This window comes from Tessaracoccus terricola (genome assembly GCF_054776555.1).
Genome location: NZ_BAAHBS010000004.1, coordinates 454,493 through 470,571, shown reverse-complemented (window position 1 = coordinate 470,571; position 16,079 = coordinate 454,493). Strand labels below are relative to the sequence as shown.

The 16,079-nt window shown below is 71.7% G+C and carries 16 protein-coding genes; 6 read left to right on the top strand and 10 right to left on the bottom strand.

The window, feature by feature from the left end; all coding sequences use genetic code 11:
* Positions 1 to 7 precede the first annotated feature (7 nt).
* The 6 genes from folP to ACYU7G_RS07910 form a co-directional block, all read right to left on the bottom strand.
* Positions 8 to 850 (bottom strand): dihydropteroate synthase, encoded by an 843-nt coding sequence (gene folP / locus ACYU7G_RS07935; RefSeq protein WP_461107267.1) that lies wholly within the window; start codon positions 848 to 850, stop codon positions 8 to 10.
* Positions 851 to 852: 2 nt separating this feature from the next.
* On the bottom strand, positions 853 to 1,422 hold the full coding sequence (gene folE / locus ACYU7G_RS07930) for a GTP cyclohydrolase I FolE (protein WP_461106530.1): 570 nt from the start codon (positions 1,420 to 1,422) through the stop codon (positions 853 to 855).
* A gap of 1 nt (position 1,423) precedes the next feature.
* Positions 1,424 to 3,496 (bottom strand): ATP-dependent zinc metalloprotease FtsH, encoded by a 2,073-nt coding sequence (ftsH, locus tag ACYU7G_RS07925; RefSeq protein WP_461106528.1) that lies wholly within the window; start codon positions 3,494 to 3,496, stop codon positions 1,424 to 1,426.
* A 98-nt stretch (positions 3,497 to 3,594) separates the two neighbouring features.
* Positions 3,595 to 5,544, bottom strand: a complete 1,950-nt coding sequence (locus ACYU7G_RS07920) for a DUF5107 domain-containing protein (RefSeq protein WP_461106526.1) — start codon at positions 5,542 to 5,544, stop codon at positions 3,595 to 3,597.
* 84 nt (positions 5,545 to 5,628) lie between these two features.
* Positions 5,629 to 6,180, bottom strand: a complete 552-nt coding sequence (hpt, locus tag ACYU7G_RS07915) for a hypoxanthine phosphoribosyltransferase (protein WP_461106524.1) — start codon at positions 6,178 to 6,180, stop codon at positions 5,629 to 5,631.
* Between the two features lie 81 nt (positions 6,181 to 6,261).
* Positions 6,262 to 7,194 (bottom strand): aldo/keto reductase, encoded by a 933-nt coding sequence (locus ACYU7G_RS07910; RefSeq protein ID WP_461107265.1) that lies wholly within the window; start codon positions 7,192 to 7,194, stop codon positions 6,262 to 6,264.
* A 41-nt stretch (positions 7,195 to 7,235) separates the two neighbouring features.
* Between ACYU7G_RS07910 and ACYU7G_RS07905 the strand changes: the two genes are divergently transcribed.
* Entirely contained in the window at positions 7,236 to 7,721 is a 486-nt protein-coding gene (locus ACYU7G_RS07905) for a MarR family winged helix-turn-helix transcriptional regulator (protein ID WP_461106522.1), read from the top strand.
* Between the two features lie 63 nt (positions 7,722 to 7,784).
* Here the strand turns inward: ACYU7G_RS07905 and ACYU7G_RS07900 are convergent, their stop codons facing one another.
* A complete protein-coding gene (locus ACYU7G_RS07900) occupies positions 7,785 to 8,738 on the bottom strand; it encodes a TetR/AcrR family transcriptional regulator (protein ID WP_461106520.1) in 954 nt (317 codons plus the stop codon).
* Positions 8,739 to 8,857: 119 nt separating this feature from the next.
* Here ACYU7G_RS07900 and ACYU7G_RS07895 point away from each other — a divergent pair, with 119 nt between their 5' ends.
* Positions 8,858 to 9,733, top strand: coding sequence for an ABC transporter ATP-binding protein (locus tag ACYU7G_RS07895; protein WP_461106518.1), 876 nt, complete (start codon positions 8,858 to 8,860; stop codon positions 9,731 to 9,733).
* Positions 9,730 to 10,527 carry an ABC transporter permease gene (locus ACYU7G_RS07890; RefSeq protein WP_461106516.1) on the top strand — a complete coding sequence of 266 codons (798 nt, stop codon included), beginning with the start codon at positions 9,730 to 9,732 and terminating at the stop codon, positions 10,525 to 10,527. The genes ACYU7G_RS07895 and ACYU7G_RS07890 overlap by 4 nt, the downstream gene beginning before the upstream one ends.
* A gap of 4 nt (positions 10,528 to 10,531) precedes the next feature.
* On the opposite strand, the gene tilS is transcribed toward ACYU7G_RS07890, so the two are convergent.
* Genes tilS through dacB form a run of 3 tightly spaced genes read right to left on the bottom strand, consistent with a single transcriptional unit; the run spans position 10,532 to position 13,867 of the window.
* Positions 10,532 to 11,476 carry a tRNA lysidine(34) synthetase TilS gene (gene tilS, locus ACYU7G_RS07885; RefSeq protein ID WP_461106514.1) on the bottom strand — a complete coding sequence of 315 codons (945 nt, stop codon included), beginning with the start codon at positions 11,474 to 11,476 and terminating at the stop codon, positions 10,532 to 10,534.
* Positions 11,463 to 12,452: a zinc-dependent metalloprotease gene (locus ACYU7G_RS07880; RefSeq protein ID WP_461106512.1), complete on the bottom strand. Its 990-nt coding sequence runs from the start codon at positions 12,450 to 12,452 to the stop codon at positions 11,463 to 11,465. The genes tilS and ACYU7G_RS07880 overlap by 14 nt, the downstream gene beginning before the upstream one ends.
* Positions 12,440 to 13,867 carry a D-alanyl-D-alanine carboxypeptidase/D-alanyl-D-alanine endopeptidase gene (gene dacB, locus ACYU7G_RS07875; protein WP_461106510.1) on the bottom strand — a complete coding sequence of 476 codons (1,428 nt, stop codon included), beginning with the start codon at positions 13,865 to 13,867 and terminating at the stop codon, positions 12,440 to 12,442. The genes ACYU7G_RS07880 and dacB overlap by 13 nt, the downstream gene beginning before the upstream one ends.
* 100 nt (positions 13,868 to 13,967) lie before the next feature.
* Here dacB and ACYU7G_RS07870 point away from each other — a divergent pair, with 100 nt between their 5' ends.
* The 3 genes from ACYU7G_RS07870 to ACYU7G_RS07860 are packed head-to-tail and all read left to right on the top strand — an operon-like array spanning position 13,968 to position 16,067.
* Positions 13,968 to 14,507 carry an inorganic diphosphatase gene (locus ACYU7G_RS07870; protein WP_461107263.1) on the top strand — a complete coding sequence of 180 codons (540 nt, stop codon included), beginning with the start codon at positions 13,968 to 13,970 and terminating at the stop codon, positions 14,505 to 14,507.
* Positions 14,508 to 14,542: 35 nt separating this feature from the next.
* Positions 14,543 to 15,547, top strand: a complete 1,005-nt coding sequence (locus tag ACYU7G_RS07865) for a TRM11 family SAM-dependent methyltransferase (RefSeq protein ID WP_461106508.1) — start codon at positions 14,543 to 14,545, stop codon at positions 15,545 to 15,547.
* 31 nt (positions 15,548 to 15,578) lie between these two features.
* Positions 15,579 to 16,067, top strand: coding sequence for a SixA phosphatase family protein (locus ACYU7G_RS07860; RefSeq protein ID WP_461106506.1), 489 nt, complete (start codon positions 15,579 to 15,581; stop codon positions 16,065 to 16,067).
* The last annotated feature ends 12 nt before the right edge of the window (positions 16,068 to 16,079 follow it).

Genomic DNA, 16,079 nt, shown 5'->3' with positions numbered 1-16,079 from the left:
CAACCCATCAGGCCGTGACCGGGCCGGGGTCAGGACGGTGGGCACCGCTCGCGGCGAGCCGCGCGGCGCGCAGCCGCTGGCCGACGCGGATGGCGTCGAGCTGGCTGGGGACCTCGTGGGTGCGCACCGCCCACACCCCGGTGAGCGCGCACCAGGTGCTGATGGCGGCGGTGGCGGCGTCCCGGCCGAGGGGCTCGCGCCCATCCAGCAGTTCCCCCAGGAAGCGCTTGCGGGAGACCCCGACGAGGATCCGATGGCCCAGTTCCTCGAACCGTTCCAGCCCGGCGAGCAGGTCCCAGTTCTGGTCCCATGTCTTGGAGAACCCGACGCCCGGGTCCAGCACGATCCGGCCGGCACCGATCCCGGCCCGCAGCGCGGCGTCGCGGCAGCGCCGGAGCTCCTCCACGACGTCGGCGAGGACGTCGTCGTAGCTGGTCTCGGCCTGCATGGTGGCGGAGTGGGAGCGCCAGTGCATCAGCACGTAGTCCACGTCGGAGGCGGCCACCACGCCGAGCATGTCAGGGTCCGCCTGCCCGCCGGAGACGTCGTTGATGACGGCCGCACCGGCGGCGATGGCGGCCTCGGCCACGGCGGCGCGCATCGTGTCCACGGAGACGGCGATCCCGTGCCGCACCAGCTCCCGCACGACGGGCACCACCCGGTCCAGTTCCTCCCCGGCGGCGACGCGTTGCGCTCCCGGGCGGGTGGACTCCCCACCGACGTCGACGATGGCCGCGCCCTGCGCGGCCAGCTCCAGGCCGTGCTCGACCGCGGCGTCGGTGTCGACGTAGCGGCCGCCGTCGGAGAACGAGTCCGTGGTGACGTTCACCACCCCCATCACGAGGGTCATGCTCACCGGCCCCCGGTGATCAGCCCCATGGCCTCGGCGCGGGTGGCGGGGTCCCGGAGCTGGCCGCGGACTGCGCTGGTGATGGTCATGCTGCCGGGCTTGCGGGCGCCGCGCATGGTCATGCACATGTGCTCCGCCTCGATCACGACGATGACGCCGCGGGCCTCGAGGTGTTCGACGAGGGCGTCGGCCACCTGCGTCGTGAGGCGCTCCTGCACCTGGGGGCGGCGGGCGTAGACGTCCACCAGGCGGGCCAGCTTGGAAAGCCCGGTGACGCGGCCGTTCTCACTGGGGATGTAGCCGATGTGGGCGACCCCGACGAACGGCAGCAGGTGGTGTTCGCAGGTGCTGGTGACCTCGATGTCCTTGACGAGGACGAGCTCGTCGTGGGCGATGTCGAAGGTGGTGGCGAGGTGGGCCTCCGGGGTCTGCGACAGCCCCGCGAACAGTTCCTCGTAGGCGCGGGCGACGCGGGCGGGCGTCTGCTGGAGGCCCTCCCTGTCGGGGTCCTCCCCCACCGCGATCAGGATCTCGCGGACTGCCGCCTCGACGCGGGCCTGGTCCACTGCCATGTCAGCGTCCCGATCCGGGGCTCGGCCACTGCGGCGGCTCCCACGTGTCCGGACCGGGGGTGGGCGGCTGCTCCGCGCCCGGCTGGCCGGGGGGCTGCGGCGAGCCGCCCGGCGTCGGCGGCTGCGGGTGCGGGTTCGGGTTGGCGGGCGGGCCGATCACGTTGGGGCGGCCTGGCGTCGACGGCACCTCGACGGGCGGGATGTCCGACGGCACACGCAGGTCCGAACCGGTCCAGGCCGGCCGCTTCTCGCGACGCTTGAGGGGCTTGAACACCTCGGCCACCTCGGCCTTGTTGAGGGTCTCCTTGGCGAACAGCTGCCGCACCAGTTCGTCGAGGACCTCGCGGTTCTCCTCGAGGACGTCGAAGGCCTCCTGGTGGGCGGTGTGGATGAGGGCCGCGACCTCCTGGTCCACGATGGCGGCGCTGTGCTCGGAGAAGTCCTTGCTGGGCTGGGATCCCCGCATCCCCATGAACGGCTCGGAGTCCCCGCCGCCGAGCTGGATCGCGCCGATGCGCTCGCTCATGCCGTACTGCATCACCATGGCGCGGGCCACCTTGGTGGCCTTCTCGATGTCGTTGGAGGCGCCCGTGGTGGGGTCGTGGAAGATCAGTTCCTCGGCGGCGCGGCCACCCATCATGTAGGCCATCTGGTCCAGCAGTTCCCCGCGGGTCTGGGAGTACTTGTCCTGGTCCGGCATCACCATCGTGTACCCGAGGGCGCGGCCGCGCGGGAGGATGGTGACCTTCTGGACCGGGTCGTTGCCGGGCATGGCCGCTGCCACCAGGGCGTGTCCACCCTCGTGGTAGGCGGTGATCAGGCGCTCGCGGTCGTTCATCAGGCGGGTGCGCTTCTGCGGGCCGGCGATGACTCGGTCGATGGCCTCGTCGAGCTGGGCCTGGCCGATGGCCTCCAGGTTCATGCGGGCGGCCAGCAGCGCGGCCTCGTTGAGGACGTTGGCCAGGTCCGCGCCGGAGAACCCGGGGGTGCGGCGCGCGATGGAGTGCAGGTCCACGTCGGCGGTGAGGGGCTTGCCCTTGGAGTGGACGTTCAGGATGTGGGCGCGGCCGTCCAGGTCCGGCGCCTCCACGGAGATCTGGCGGTCGAAGCGGCCGGGACGCAGCAGGGCCGGGTCCAGGACGTCGGGTCGGTTGGTGGCGGCGATCAGGATGACGCCGCCGCGCACGTCGAAGCCGTCCATCTCCACGAGGAGCTGGTTCAGCGTCTGCTCGCGCTCGTCGTGTCCGCCACCCATACCGGCGCCGCGGTGGCGGCCGACGGCGTCGATCTCGTCGATGAACACGATCGCGGGAGCGGCCTCCTTGGCCTGCTCGAACAGGTCACGCACGCGGGAGGCGCCGACGCCGACGAACATCTCAACGAAGTCCGAGCCCGAGATGGAGAAGAACGGCACCCCGGCCTCGCCCGCGACGGCGCGCGCCAGCAGGGTCTTGCCCGTTCCGGGCGGCCCGTAGAGGAGCACGCCCTTGGGGATCTTGGCGCCCAGCTTCTGGAACTTGCCCGGCTCTGCCAAGAACTCCTTGATCTCCTGGAGCTCCTCGACGGCCTCGTCCACGCCCGCGACGTCGGCGAAGGTGGACTTGGGGGTGTCCTTGCTGGCCAGCTTCGCCTTCGACTTGCCGAAGGACAGCGGGCCGCCCGAGCCGCCGCTGGACATCATCCGGATGACGAAGAAGAAGCCGATGGCCAACAGCAGGAACGGCAGGCCGGTGTAGAGGAGGGTGGACAGGAACCCGGGGCTCGGGTTCTGCGCCACCCAGGACTCGAGGGTGCCGGCTTGCTGGCGCTCGTTGAGGATGTCGACGATGTCGTCGACCTGGTTGCCGACCCATGCGGTCTCGACCTTCTCCCCCGCGGCGGTGGTCACGCGGACCACCTGTTCGCCGTCGACGAGGATGACTTCCTTGAGCTTGGTGTCACCCTCGAGCAGCGCGAGCACCTCCGACGTGGGCTTGGTCTGGTAGCCGACGAGGGAGGACACGAGCTGGCTGCCGAGCGTGAAGACCAGGATGATGATGATGATCCAGGTCAACCACCCGAACGGGCTCTTCATGAGTTTCTGCAACGAACAACGCCGATCTGGAAAACGGTAGTGGGCAAGGGCAGATTACCAGCGTCGCCCAATCCCACCCCACGATCCCAGCGCAGTCCCTAGGAGAACATTCTGAAGTCCAGGTGCTCGGGCAGCGGGTCCAGGGTTCCCGCGGCGCTGGTGTAGCTGCGCCACAGTTCCTCGAGTTCGTTGCTGGTCTCGCGCAGGTTGGGCAGCTCCAGTTCGTCGATGACGGCGCGCGCCGTGACGAGCCGGCCCTCGTCCACCAGCGCCCTGGCCAGCGCCAGCCGCACCCGGGGCAGCCGCTGGCGCTCCGGTGGGAGCCGGTCGATGATGCGCAGCACCAGCGTGGGGACGGTGCGGGCGCGGCCGAGGTAGTCGATCAGGAGGTTGTCCTCCTCCGGGCGGGCCTCCCAGGCGCGCTCGGCGTAGTCGAAGGCGTCCCAGCCGTCCTCGGAGACGGCGGCCAGGCAGTGCAGGGCACCGGCGTTGGGCTCGGCCGCCACCGACGCCTCCCAGTGCCCGACGGCGACTTCCCGGTCACCCTGGGCCCACGCGCAGTAGCCGAGCAGGAGCTCCTTCAACCACCCGTCCGCGACGCCCTCGACGTGGCGCAGCCACTCCGGACCCACCTGCGGCGACCCGGCCAGCAGCGGCTCGGGCTCCCGGCCCTTCGCGACAGCCACCCAGGCTGCCTGCGCGGCGTCGAGCTCGGCGTCGAAGGGCACGGCGGGGTCGGCCGGCAGGTGCCCGGCCTCCACCTCGACGCGACCCCAGCCGTCCGCCTCGTGCCAGACCTCGGGCGCCAGGTGTGCGGCGGCGTCGAAGAGCTCGCGGGCCCGCCGCAGCCCCCGTTCGGGCAACTGGGCGGCGACGGCGCGCACCTCCTCGTCGTGGTCGGCGGGGCGATCGCCGGTGACCGGGCCGAACGCCTCCACCCAGCTCACCTGCTGCCCGGCCTCCAGGGCGATGTGTTCCTTCTGGGTGCGGGCGTAGCCGGACTGGAGTTCCAGGTAGCGGCCCTCGCCGTTCAGCCAGGCCTGCCAGCGGTGGCCGCCGCGGGTGTTGCCCCACACGAACTCCTTCTTGCCGCGGAGCTCGGAGGTGGAGGCGAGCAGGGTGCCGGGGCCCTCGTCGTCGCGGATCGCCACCCATGGGACGGGGGCGGGTTCGCCGTCTGGCAGGGCGGTGTCGAAGAAGTAGTCGGCGGCGCGCGGCGCCTTCAGCGGTGCGCTGGAGTCGACGTCGCGGCCGGTGTCGGGGTGGCCGACGCGGATCAGGCGGCCCTCGTAGTCGTTGTGGAAGGAACTGGTGGCCTCGGTGAGCACGCGGGCACCGTCGGCGAGGGGGACGGCGGCGTTGGACCACCAGTAGAAGGGGACGGCGTGGGAGTGGTGGTTGGCGATCCGGGCGCTGGTGTAGAGGTGGCGGGAGCCGGCGGGCAGCCAGGCCTCAAGGCGCCAGACCAGCCCGGTGAGCCGCTCGTAGGCCCACATCCGCAGCACCTGCTGGCCGTCCACCTCGACGATGCCCGCACCCACCGGCGATGCCGTGAGTCCCCAGTGGCCGGTGATGCCGAGGTTCCACTCGATGCCGCCGGCGAACCAGGCGTCGCGCAGGGCGAGGTTGCCGAACCAGATGGCGTCGGGTTGGAAGAGCAGGTCGCGGCCGGATTCAAGGTCCACGAGGCTCCACAGCCTGCCGCCGAGTTCGGGCAGGAAGGTGGCGCGCAGGTGTTCGTTGGCCAGCTCGACGACGTCGAACTCGCGGTCGGTGATGACGCGGTCGTAGCGGCTCTGCGCCCGGTACGGGAGCATGTTGGTGGGGCGGTCCACCAGGCGACGGCCGGGCTGCTCCCCCAGCAGCTCCCGGTCCGACTCACTGAGGGAGCTCTCGTGCTGGAGGTGCAGCAGCGGGAGGCCCTCGGGGCCGATCCCGGCGGCGGGGATGGTGACCCGGCGCCGCACGACGGTGGCGCCGACGGGGGCGACGGGTGCGGGTCCGGGCTCAGCCGAGGGGGTGCCGACGTCGCGGGAACTGGTGCTCATGGACGCTCACGCTACCGCTTCCGAGAGGCGAAGAGGTAATTATTGAAGGCCCACACAAAAATGATCGGTGGGCGGCCCCGACACTCAGGAGTAGACGTGCGGGGCGAGGATCGCGAGGTCCCGCAGGTTGCGGTAGCGGCCGTCGTAGTCCAGCCCGAAGCCCACCACGAACTGGTTGGGGATGTCGTAGCCGACGTACTTGACGTCGACGTCCATCTTCGAGGCCTCGGGCTTGCGGAACATGGTCATGATCTCGAGGCTCGCGGGGTTGCGCGAGGCGAGGTTGCTCATCAGGTAGCTGAGGGTGAGGCCGGTGTCGATGATGTCCTCCACCACGATGACGTGGCGCCCGGCGAGGTCGCTGCTGAGGTCCTTGAGGATCCGCACCACGCCACTGGACTGGGTGCCGGAGCCGTAGGAGGACACGGCCATCCAGTCCATCTGGACGTGGCCCTTCATGGCGCGCTGGAGGTCCGCGACCACCATCACTGCGCCGTTGAGGACGCCGACCAGCAGCACCTCCCGACCCTCGTAGTCCGCGTCGATCTGGGCGGCCACCTCGGCGATCCGCTCCTGGATCTGGTCCGCGGTGTAGAGAACTTCGGACAGGTCGGCTTTCACATCTGCTGCATCCACACCCTCAGCTTAGCCACCTGCGGGACACCGAGCGGCCACCCGACCCGAGGAGGTCGGGTGGCCGCGCACACGGGGACCGGGTCAGGCGGCGAAGGGTGCCGAGGCCGCGTCCAGCGCGGCCACCTCCGCGTCACTGAGCTGCAGCGACGGCGCGGCCATCAGCGCGGGCAACTGCTCGACGTTGCTGGCCGAGGCGATGAGGGCGTGGATGCCCTTGGCGAGCAGCCAGGCGAGCGCGACGGTGGCGGGCTCGGCACTGCGGGCCGAGGCGACGGCGGTGAGCGTGTCGACCACCTTGAGCGCGTCGTCGGTGAGGGGGTCGGCCGCGAACCCCTTTCGGGCGCGTCCCTCGAAGTCGGCGGCCGTGCGGTACTTGCCGGTGAGCACGCCGGAGGCGAGGGCGAAGTAGGGGAACACGGCGACGTCGAACTCGCGGGCGATCTCGGCGTAGGCCTGCTCGTAGCCGGCGCGGTGGATCCGGTTGTACTGCGGCTGGATTGCCACGGGCACGGTGAGCCCGGCCCGGGTGGCCTCCTCGAACCACTCGCGCATCCGCTCCGGGGTGAAGTTGGACAGGGCGAGGTGGCGCACGCGCCCCGACTCGACGAGGGAGTGCGCGATGCGGACCTGCTCCGGGATGGAGACGGTCTCGTCGTCGTAGTGCGCGTAGTAGATGTCGACGTAGTCGGTCCGCAGGCGGGCGAGGGACTCGTCGAGGGCGGCGTCGACGTTGGCGGCCGACAGGCCCTGGCGGGCGGGGAGGCCGCCGACCTTGGTGGCGATGATGACCTGGTCACGGTTGCCGCGCTCGGTCAGCCACTCCCCGATGAGGCGCTCGGACTCGCCGCCGTCATTGCCCTCGGCCCACATGGAGTAGGAGTCGGCGGTGTCGATGAAGTTGCCGCCGGCGGCGACGAAGGCGTCGAGCACGGCGAAGGTCTGCTCGCGGTCCGAGGTCCAGCCGAAGGTGTTGCCGCCCAGGTTGAGCGGGAAGACGTCGAGGTCACAGTACAGGGTTTACTTTCCACGTCAAGTTTCTGCGCTATGCTCGAGCCATGGCTGAAACCGATCCGACCCGCTGGCTCAGCCCCGCCGAACACCAGACCTGGCTGGCCGTGTGGGGGCTGATGACCTGGCTGCCCGCACGCCTGGACACCCAGCTCAGGCAGGACTCCGACACGAGCCTGGCCGAGTACAACGCGCTCTCCCAGATCTCAATGGCACCCGGCCGCTCGATGCGTCTCGGCGAGCTGGCGCTGGTCACCAACATGACCCAGTCCCACCTGTCGCGCGTGATGACGCGGCTCGAGAATGCCGGCTGGGTGCGCAGGGAACCGGACCCCACCGACGGCCGCGTCACCCTGGGCATCCTCACGGAGGCGGGCTGGGCGCGCGTCCGCGAGATCGCACCCGGCCACGTCGAGGCGGTGCGCCGCGCCGTCTTCGACAACCTCACCCCGGAACAGGCCGAAGCCCTCGGCGTCGCCGCGGCCCATGTCGTGGCAGCCGTCTCCCCGGCGGGCCTCCCTGCGCGCGGCTGACTGTGGTGATCCTGCGGGTCCACCAGCAGGAACACCACACCGAGCCGACCCCGACCCGGCGGCTCAGCCCTGCTCGAGCTTCGCCGCCGCCTTGGCGACCTCCTTGGCCCGGTCGCGTCGCTTCCGCGCGGCGGCCTCGGCCCGGTAGAGCTCCTTGACCCTGGCCTCGGCCTCCTTCCTGGCGGCGACGGCCGCCGCCAGTTCCGCCTCAGCCCGCGCCAACTGCTGGGCCGGGGTCTCGGGCGGGGCCGGGGCGGCGCACTGGGCCTCGGGCACGTCCGAACGGGACGCGAACAGGGTCTCGACGCCGGCCAGCCACACCTCCAGGCCACGGGTGAACTCGTCCTCGAGCAACTCCCCGCCGGAGCCGTCGTCACCCTCACCGAAGTAGGCCCCGCTGGCCACGAGCGGGGCCAGCGCCGGGAGGTGGACACCCTCGACCACCTCGCGCACCAGGTCCTTGGTGGCCTGCGAGACCTCCGCCTGCGGCCCGGTGATCTCCTGCTCCATGGCGGCCATGCCGCGCAGTGACGTGGACAGCGCCACCAGCAGCGCCAGCCGCTCCCCCTGCGTGGCGGGCAGGTCCGCCATCGCCCGCAGCGCCGCGTCGGCGATCGTCATCTGGGAGGGCATCATCAGCGCCTCCATGCTCATGGGGATCTCGAGCACCCAGGGGTGGGCGCGGTAGCCGGCCAGCAGCCAGTCCGCCCACGCCTCCAGGCCCGCCCGCCAGCCACCGCCGACGTCGGGCGTCGGCCTGTCGGCGAAGGCGCCGTCGAGCATCAACCGGTGCAGGTCCTCCTTGGCGGCGACGTAGCGGTAGATCGCCATCGTGGTGAACCCGAAGGACTGCGCGACCCGTGCCATGGTGACCGCTGACAGCCCCTCGGCGTCGGCGATCTCCATCGCCTTCTCGACGATGCGCTCGTGACTCAGTTCCCGCTTGGGACCTCGCTGCGGGGAGGCAGCCACCCCCCATGCGAGCGCAACCACCCTCGAGACGTCGTCGTCGGCCATCGGACCTCCTGGCTGTTCGGTCCCACAACTGTATGCCAACCATACTGCGTTGATCGCATACTGTTTATGTCGCATACTGTCTATCAAGCAGACAGATCACTCACCGAGAGGAGGCGCCCATGGCGCCCACGATCGAGGCCACGGGCCTCGGGAAGTCCTACGGGCGGGAGACGGTCCTGGCCGATCTCGACCTGTCCATCGATGGCGGCGTGGTGGCGCTGCTCGGCCCGAACGGGGCCGGCAAGACCACCCTGGTGTCCATCCTGACCACGCTCGTCCGCCCGGACCACGGCACCGCACGCGTCCTCGGCCGTGACGTCGTGCGCGAAGCGGCGGCGGTGCGAGCGCTGATCCGGGTGACGGGCCAGTCCAACTCGCTCGACGAGCTGCTCACCGGCCGCGAGAACCTCGTCCTGCTGGGCAGGCTGCTGGGGCTCGGGTCCCGGGCTCGACGGCGGGCCGACGAACTCCTCGAACGACTGGACCTCACCGCCGCGGGCAACCGGGCGGTGCGCTCCTACTCCGGCGGCATGCGCCGACGGGTGGACCTCGCTGCCAGCCTGATCGCACCCACCGGGGTGCTGTTCCTCGACGAGCCCACGACGGGGCTGGACCCGACGAGCCGTGCCCGCGTCTGGGAGGACGTGCGGGCACTGGCGGCGGGTGGCACCACCGTGCTGCTCACCACCCAGACCCTCGACGAGGCGGAGGCACTGGCGGACCGGATCACGGTGCTGCAGCACGGCCGGGTCGTCGCCGACGGCACCGCCGCGGAGCTGACCGCAGCCGTGGGCGGGATGAACCTCGTCGTGCTCGACGCCGCCGGAACCGAGCTCGGCCGCGCCGAGACCGACGGGACACCGGCCTCCGTGGCGACGGCGCTGGCCGGCCTGGCCGTGGACACCCCGACGGGCACCCGAGTCGAACTCCGCTCCCCCTCGCTCGACGACGCCTTCACTGCCATCACCGGCGGCCACCGGGAGGTGGCGGCATGACCACGACCTCGCTTCCGGAAAACACCGGTGCCCGCCCCGTCGGCACGCATCCTGTGCGCTCGAGCCTGGTGTTCATCAGGCGAAGCCTGGTCCACAGCCTCCGGGACGGCGAGGGGCTGCTGATGGCCATCGCCCTTCCCGTGTTCCTGATGCTCACCTTCGTGCTGGTCTTCGGCGGCGCGATCTCCTCCGGCGGCGACTACATCGACTACGTCGTGCCGGGCATCATCCTGACCTGCGCGGGCTTCGGCGCCTCGTCCACCGCGGTCTCCGTCAGTCGGGACATGACCACGGGCGCGATGCTGCGCTACCGCACGATGCCGATCTCGGCTCCCACCGCGCTGGTGGGCCACGTCGTCGCCAGCGTGGTGCGGAACCTGGTGGCCACGGCCGTCGTGATCGGGGTGGGGCTGCTGATCGGCTTCCGCCCGGACGCCGGGCTGGCCGGCTGGCTGACCGCCCTGGGCGTCGTCACGCTGTGGATCCTGGCCGTCACGGCCGTGTTCGCACTGATCGGGCTGGTGGCCGGCAGCCCGGAGGCCGCCAACGGGTACGGATTCGTCCTGCTGTTCCTACCCTACGTCTCGAGCGCCTTCGTCCCGGTCTCCACCATGCCCGGGTGGCTGCAACCCGTCGCGGAGCACCAGCCGGTGACCCCGATCATCGAGACCATCCGCGCGGCCCTGCTGGTGGGCGAGGCCCGGCCGGTGGCCGCCGTTGCCTGGTGCGTGGGGATCATCGTGGTGGCGGGCCTGCTGGCGGCGTGGCGGTTCCCCCGCACCCCCGTGCGCTGAGCACTCAGGCCGGGTGCGAGACCCGCAGGGTGCCGTCGGTGCGCAGCACCCGGGCGCCGGGCAGGTCCACCGGGCCCTGGCCGCGCCAGGCCGCCACCAGCGCGTCGACCGCCTGCAGGTGCACCATCGCCAGCGGCTCCACGCCGTGGGCGGCGAGCCAGTCGCGGATCACGCGCAGCCGGATGGCGTCGGGCAGGTCCGCCACGACGTCGGCGCGCAGGTCCCGGCCGGAGAGGGCCTTGACGCCGATGCCGAGGGCGAGGCCGTCGAGGTAGTCGGCGTCGATGCGGGCGAGGGTGGCGGAGCGGGCCAGTGCGGGGGCGACGTCGCGGCCGAGGGCCTCGCTGAGCCCGCCGACGTGGTTGCGCACGCGCACCCGGGCGAAGCGTTCGTCGGTGTTGTGGGGGTCCGACCAGTACTCGATCCCCCACTCCCCGCACGCCTGCTGGGTGGTGGTGCGCCGGATCCCCAGGAGGGGCCGTAGGAACGGTGCCCGCACCTGCGCCATGCCCGCCAGGGAGCGGACGCCGGAGCCGCGCAGCAGCCCGAGGAGGACGGACTCGGCCTGGTCGTCGAGGGTGTGGCCCAGCAGCACCGGCACGCCCTCGGCCGCCAGGGTCTCGAGGCGGGCGTCGCGGGCGGCCGACTCCAGGCCGTCGCCGGATTCAAGGTCCACCGCCACCCGGCGCACCTCGGCGTGGATCCCGCGGGCGTCGAGTTGTTCGACGACGCGGCGCGCAACGGCGTCGGAGCCGTCCTGCAGGCCGTGGTCCACGACGATGCAGCGCACCACGGTGCCGGAGCGGGCGGCGGCCCACTGGGCCCCGAGCGCCAGGGCCAGGGAGTCGGCGCCCCCGGAGACGCCCACCACCACCTCACCGGTGGGCAGCAGGGCCGCGACGGCCTGGGCCACCTCCAGCGCGGCCGGGCCGAGTTCACGTCTTGCCATGGACCCTCCGCAGGTACTCGGCCGGATCGGCGATCTCGGCGGCGGTCGGCAGGTTGTGCGGCCCCTCGAAGGCGCGCGCGAGACCGCGGCGCCCGACGCGGCTGGCCACCTTGCGGCAGAACGCCAGGCCGTCGCGGTACTGGGCCGCCTTGTCCACGGCGGGCAACACCTTCGCGAGCCGGGGTGCGGCGCCGTCGCGGGCGAAGGCCTTGCGCAGTTGCTTGACGGTGGGGACGTTGCGCCTGCCGACGGCGTCGGAGACGTAGTCGGCATGACCCTCCACCAGCGTCATCACGGCCGTCATCTCGTCGAGCGCGCTGTGCCCGTCGGGGCTGGCCATGGTGGCGGCTGCGCCGCGGCCGGCGGCCAGGTTCCGCAGGGCACCGGTGGCGGAGAGGTCGTCGGTGGCGATGGCCACGAAGCGCTCCATCAGGTACTCCCCCAGCCACGGGGCGGCACTGAACTGGACGGCGTGGGTCTGCTCGTGGATGGCCACCCAGAGGTGGAAGTCCTTCGGAACCAGTCGGCGGGCGCGCTGCAGCGCGACGATGTTGGGCGCGATCAGGTACAGCGTCCGCTCGGGCGAGAACGCGTCGTACTGGCCGAGGAGTTGGCGGCCGATCGCCCCCAGCGCCAGGCCTCCCACGCTGCCGTAGCCGAGCCCGACCAGTTTCTTGCGCAGCCCCTCGCTGCGGTCGCGCATCGGGAGGGCCTCGATGACGGCGTCGGCCATCCGGGTCATGCCGCGGGCCCAGCCCTCGCGGTCCGTGACCACCACCCGGGCGGCGGGTTCGCCGTCGAGGCCGCTGAACCGGACGGCCAGTTCGCCGGCGCGGCGGGCGGCCACGCGCAGCGACCCCACGCTCTGGTGCGCCTCGGGGCGGGTGGCTTCGGGCAGGTCACCCTGGAAGCGGGCGGCGAGTCTCCTCGCCAGCGACCAGTCGACGTGGGGGCGCAGTTGCATCAGCAGCCACACCCCGTGAGTATGCCGACGGAGCGGTCGGTCCAGACCCGGGCGGCCCAGCCGTCGGCGGACCCGTTGGTCATGAACGCGTAGGCCACCTCGCGGCCGTCGGCGGTGACGGTGGTGCCGGCCAGGGTGGCGACGCGGGTGAGGGAGCCGGTCTTGGCCTTCGCGATCCCGCGGGCGGGGCTGGAGACGGAGTCGTTGAATCGGTCGGCGAGGGTGCCGGTGACGCCGGCGACGGGCAGGCCGTCCAGGACGACGGTGAGCTTCGGTTCGGTGGCGACGTGGCGCATGGTGCTCGCCAGCATGGACGCCGGGACGGCGTTGCTGCGGGACAGGCCGGAGGCGTCGTGGATCACCGCACCATCCTCCCAGAGGCCCAGTCCAGTCAGCTGCTCCTCGATGGCGGCGACGGCGCCCGCGAACGTCGCCGGGTGCCCCGTCCGGAGCGCCACCTGCATGCCGAGCACCTCCGTGAAGGAGTTGTTGGAGCGCAGCATGGCCTGCTCGGCGAGGACGTGCACGGGCAGCGACTCCACCCGGGCGAGCTCCACCCCGTCCCCGTCGGCGGCTACGGGAGCGCCGGTGACGGTGATGCCGGCGGCGGTCAGCTGGGCGGCGAAGGTCTGCGCGGCCAGCATCGCGGGCGTGTTGCTGCGCACGCGGTTGGGCTGGCGGCCCTCGTCGGCCCACAGGGCGCTGATGCGGGTGACCTGGTCGAAGTAGTTGCTGGGCCAGGTCTGGTTCCACTCCTCGGTGAACAGCGAGTCGTCGAAGCCGAGGGTGACGCTGTCCTGCCCGGCCGCGGTGAGGGCCTCGGCCGTGGCGGTGGCGAGTTCCTCCAGCGAGGCGGGGCGGGGGTAGGTGCCGGGCTCGACGGGGACGCTGGTGAGCAGCGGGTCGCCGCCGCCGACGAGCACGATCCGGCCGGGCTCGGGCTGGACGACGGTGGTGGCGAAGGTGGCCTCGTCGTCGAAGGCGTTCATGACGGCGGCCACCGTCAGCAGCTTGGTGTTGGAGGCCGGGATCAGCGGCTGGTCCGCGTTGCGGGCCGCCAGCACGTCGCCGGTCTCGAGGTCCACCACCTCCAGCCCCAGCAGCAGGCCCTCCTCGGCACCCTCGGCCAGGGCGGCGGTGTCCACGGCAGCCAGTCTCGCCTCGAGTTCCTCCCTGTCAGGTGCGGTCCCCGGCTCCGGGGTGGCCGCCGGCCCGACGAGTCCGTTGCCGATGGGCGGCTCAACCTCGGGGGTGGGTGGCGGGTCGAACAGCGTGGGCGCCACCGTCGTCGGCGCACCGGTGGTCTCGGCCCCGACGGCCACCATCACGGGACGCAGGAACACCGCGCCCACGAAACCGAGCGCCAGCAGCAGCCCCAGGATGATCCAGACGGCGAGCCACTGCAGGGCCCTGCCCGATGACCTCATTGATGCTCCAGACGCGGTATTGTGCTTTCCAACCTCCCGCCCGAGCGGGTTGTCCTCAATCATAGGAGCGCGTTCAGTGAGCGAAGACGTCGTCGAGAACATCGAGGTTCTGCCTGCGGAGCGACGGGTGCTGTTCGATGTCACCGTTGAGATCCCCAAGGGAACCAAGAACAAGTACGAGATGGACCACAACACGGGTCGTATCCGGCTGGACCGCACGCTGTTCACGTCGACGCAGTACCCGTACGACTACGGGTTCATCGAGGGCACCCTCGGCCTGGACGGGGACCCCCTCGACGCCATGGTCATCGGTGCCGAGCCCACCTTCCCCGGCTGCCTGATCGAGTGCTACGCCGTCGCCATGTTCCGCATGACCGACGAGATGGGCGGCGACGACAAGGTGCTGTGCGTGGCCACCGCGGACACCCGCCGCCACAACGTCAAGGACCTGGACACCGTGCCGGAGCACATGCTGCTGGAGATCGAGCACTTCTTCTCCGTCTACAAGGACCTCGAGCCGGGCAAGTCCGTCGAGGGCGCCACCTGGACCGGCAAGGTGGACGCCGAGGACGAGATCCAGGCCTCCTTCGAGCGCGCCAAGGGCACGCCCTTCGAGCACCACCACGTCAACCTGGCCTGACGCGTCGGCCCCTGCGGGTCTGCGACACTTGTCCAATGCCCGACTTCCTGCTGCTGCGCTCCCCGTCCGCCAACCGCGTCTACGCCGGTGAGGCGGCGGCGCTGAGCGTCGCCGAACTGGAACTGACGGCGCCGTTCGTGGAATCCAGCGCCGACGAGGTGGTGGCGGGGGTGGGCTACCTCGCCTTCAGCGCCCCGGGCCTGGACGACGCCGCGCTCGCCACCGTCGCCTCCCAGTCCACCGCCTTCGCCCTGTTCGAGCGTTCCGGGGACCTGCTGCGGCCCGTCGCGCTGCCCGAGGTGGACGCGCTCGACGACGACCTGGTCACCATCCCCAAGTACCAGGGCAAGACCAACGAGCAGTTCACCCGCCTGCTGCTCAACGTCACCCTCGCCGCGGTCACCCGCGAGCCGAACGGCCCCCGCCAGGTGCTGGACCCGATGGCCGGGCGCGGCACCACCCTGTCCACCGCCCTGCTGGCCGGCCACGACGCCTACGGTGTGGAGGCCGACGCGAAGGCCTTCGAGCAGATGGCGGCGTTCTACAGCACGTGGCTGCGGCGCAAGCGCATCAAGCACAAGACCCGCACCACCCCCGTGCGCCGCGACGGCAAGTCCATCGGCAAGCGGTTCGACGCCACCGTCACCACCACCGCGGGTGAGCGGCAGGTGACCGCCTTCACCGGCGACACCCGCACCTCGGCGGACCTGTTCGGGAAGAAGAAGTTCGACGCCGTCGTCGTCGACGCCCCCTACGGTGTGGTCCACGGCTCCCACACCGACGTCGTGGGCCACTCCGGCCGCCGCGACCGCACCCCCGCCGGGCTGCTGAAGGAGGCCGTCCCGGTCTGGGCCGGGCAACTGGTCCACGGCGGGGCGCTGGGCATCTCCTGGAACACCCTCGGCATGCCGCGCGAGGACCTGGCCGAGGTGCTGGTCCGCGCCGGCCTCGAGGTCAGCGAGGGTGGCGCCTGGGAGCGGTTCGCGCACCGCGTCGACTCCTCCATCCGCCGCGACCTGATGGTGGCCACCAAACCCTGATCCGCCGCCCCCCCGGTCCTAGACTTGGCCCATGCGACGACTCGTGCTGATGCGCCACGCCAAGACCGAGGGCAACAACCCGGGCGGCGACCACGCCCGCGAGCTGCTGCCCCGCGGGGTGCAGGCGGCGCAGGACGTGGGCAAGGTGCTCGCCGGGCTCGGCCTGCAGCACGCCCTGGTCTCCACCGCCACCCGCACCCGGCAGACGTTCGCCGCGCTGGGGCTGGACATCCCCGTCGAGTACCAGCAGGTGCTCTACTCCGACGGCACCGAGACCATGCTGCAGCGCATCTCCGAGACCGACGACGCCGTGACCGGCCTGCTCGTGGTGGGCCACGCCCCCACCATCCCCGGGCTCTCGGCCCAGCTCAGCTACGCCAGTTCGCCGGGCCGGGCCGACGAGTTGCAGTGCTGGTTCCCCACCTCGGCGTTCGCCGAGTTCACCTTCGAGGGCTCTTGGCGGGACCTGGAGCGCGACAACCTGGAACACGTGAGACTGGAGCGCGTTAACCGCCCCTGACACCGCCCGACG

Coding starts and splice junctions, on each gene's coding strand:
- ACYU7G_RS07920 (WP_461106526.1), bottom strand. CDS start 5,544: ATGAGCACCAGTTCCCGCGACGTCGGCACCCCCTCGGCTGAGCCCGGA.
- ACYU7G_RS07900 (WP_461106520.1), bottom strand. CDS start 8,738: ATGGCCGACGACGACGTCTCGAGGGTGGTTGCGCTCGCATGGGGGGTG.
- ACYU7G_RS07895 (WP_461106518.1), top strand. CDS start 8,858: ATGGCGCCCACGATCGAGGCCACGGGCCTCGGGAAGTCCTACGGGCGG.
- ACYU7G_RS07890 (WP_461106516.1), top strand. CDS start 9,730: ATGACCACGACCTCGCTTCCGGAAAACACCGGTGCCCGCCCCGTCGGC.
- folP (WP_461107267.1), bottom strand. CDS start 850: ATGACCCTCGTGATGGGGGTGGTGAACGTCACCACGGACTCGTTCTCC.
- ACYU7G_RS07865 (WP_461106508.1), top strand. CDS start 14,543: ATGCCCGACTTCCTGCTGCTGCGCTCCCCGTCCGCCAACCGCGTCTAC.
- ftsH (WP_461106528.1), bottom strand. CDS start 3,496: ATGAAGAGCCCGTTCGGGTGGTTGACCTGGATCATCATCATCATCCTG.
- ACYU7G_RS07860 (WP_461106506.1), top strand. CDS start 15,579: ATGCGACGACTCGTGCTGATGCGCCACGCCAAGACCGAGGGCAACAAC.
- tilS (WP_461106514.1), bottom strand. CDS start 11,476: ATGGCAAGACGTGAACTCGGCCCGGCCGCGCTGGAGGTGGCCCAGGCC.
- folE (WP_461106530.1), bottom strand. CDS start 1,422: ATGGCAGTGGACCAGGCCCGCGTCGAGGCGGCAGTCCGCGAGATCCTG.
- ACYU7G_RS07905 (WP_461106522.1), top strand. CDS start 7,236: ATGGCTGAAACCGATCCGACCCGCTGGCTCAGCCCCGCCGAACACCAG.
- dacB (WP_461106510.1), bottom strand. CDS start 13,867: ATGAGGTCATCGGGCAGGGCCCTGCAGTGGCTCGCCGTCTGGATCATC.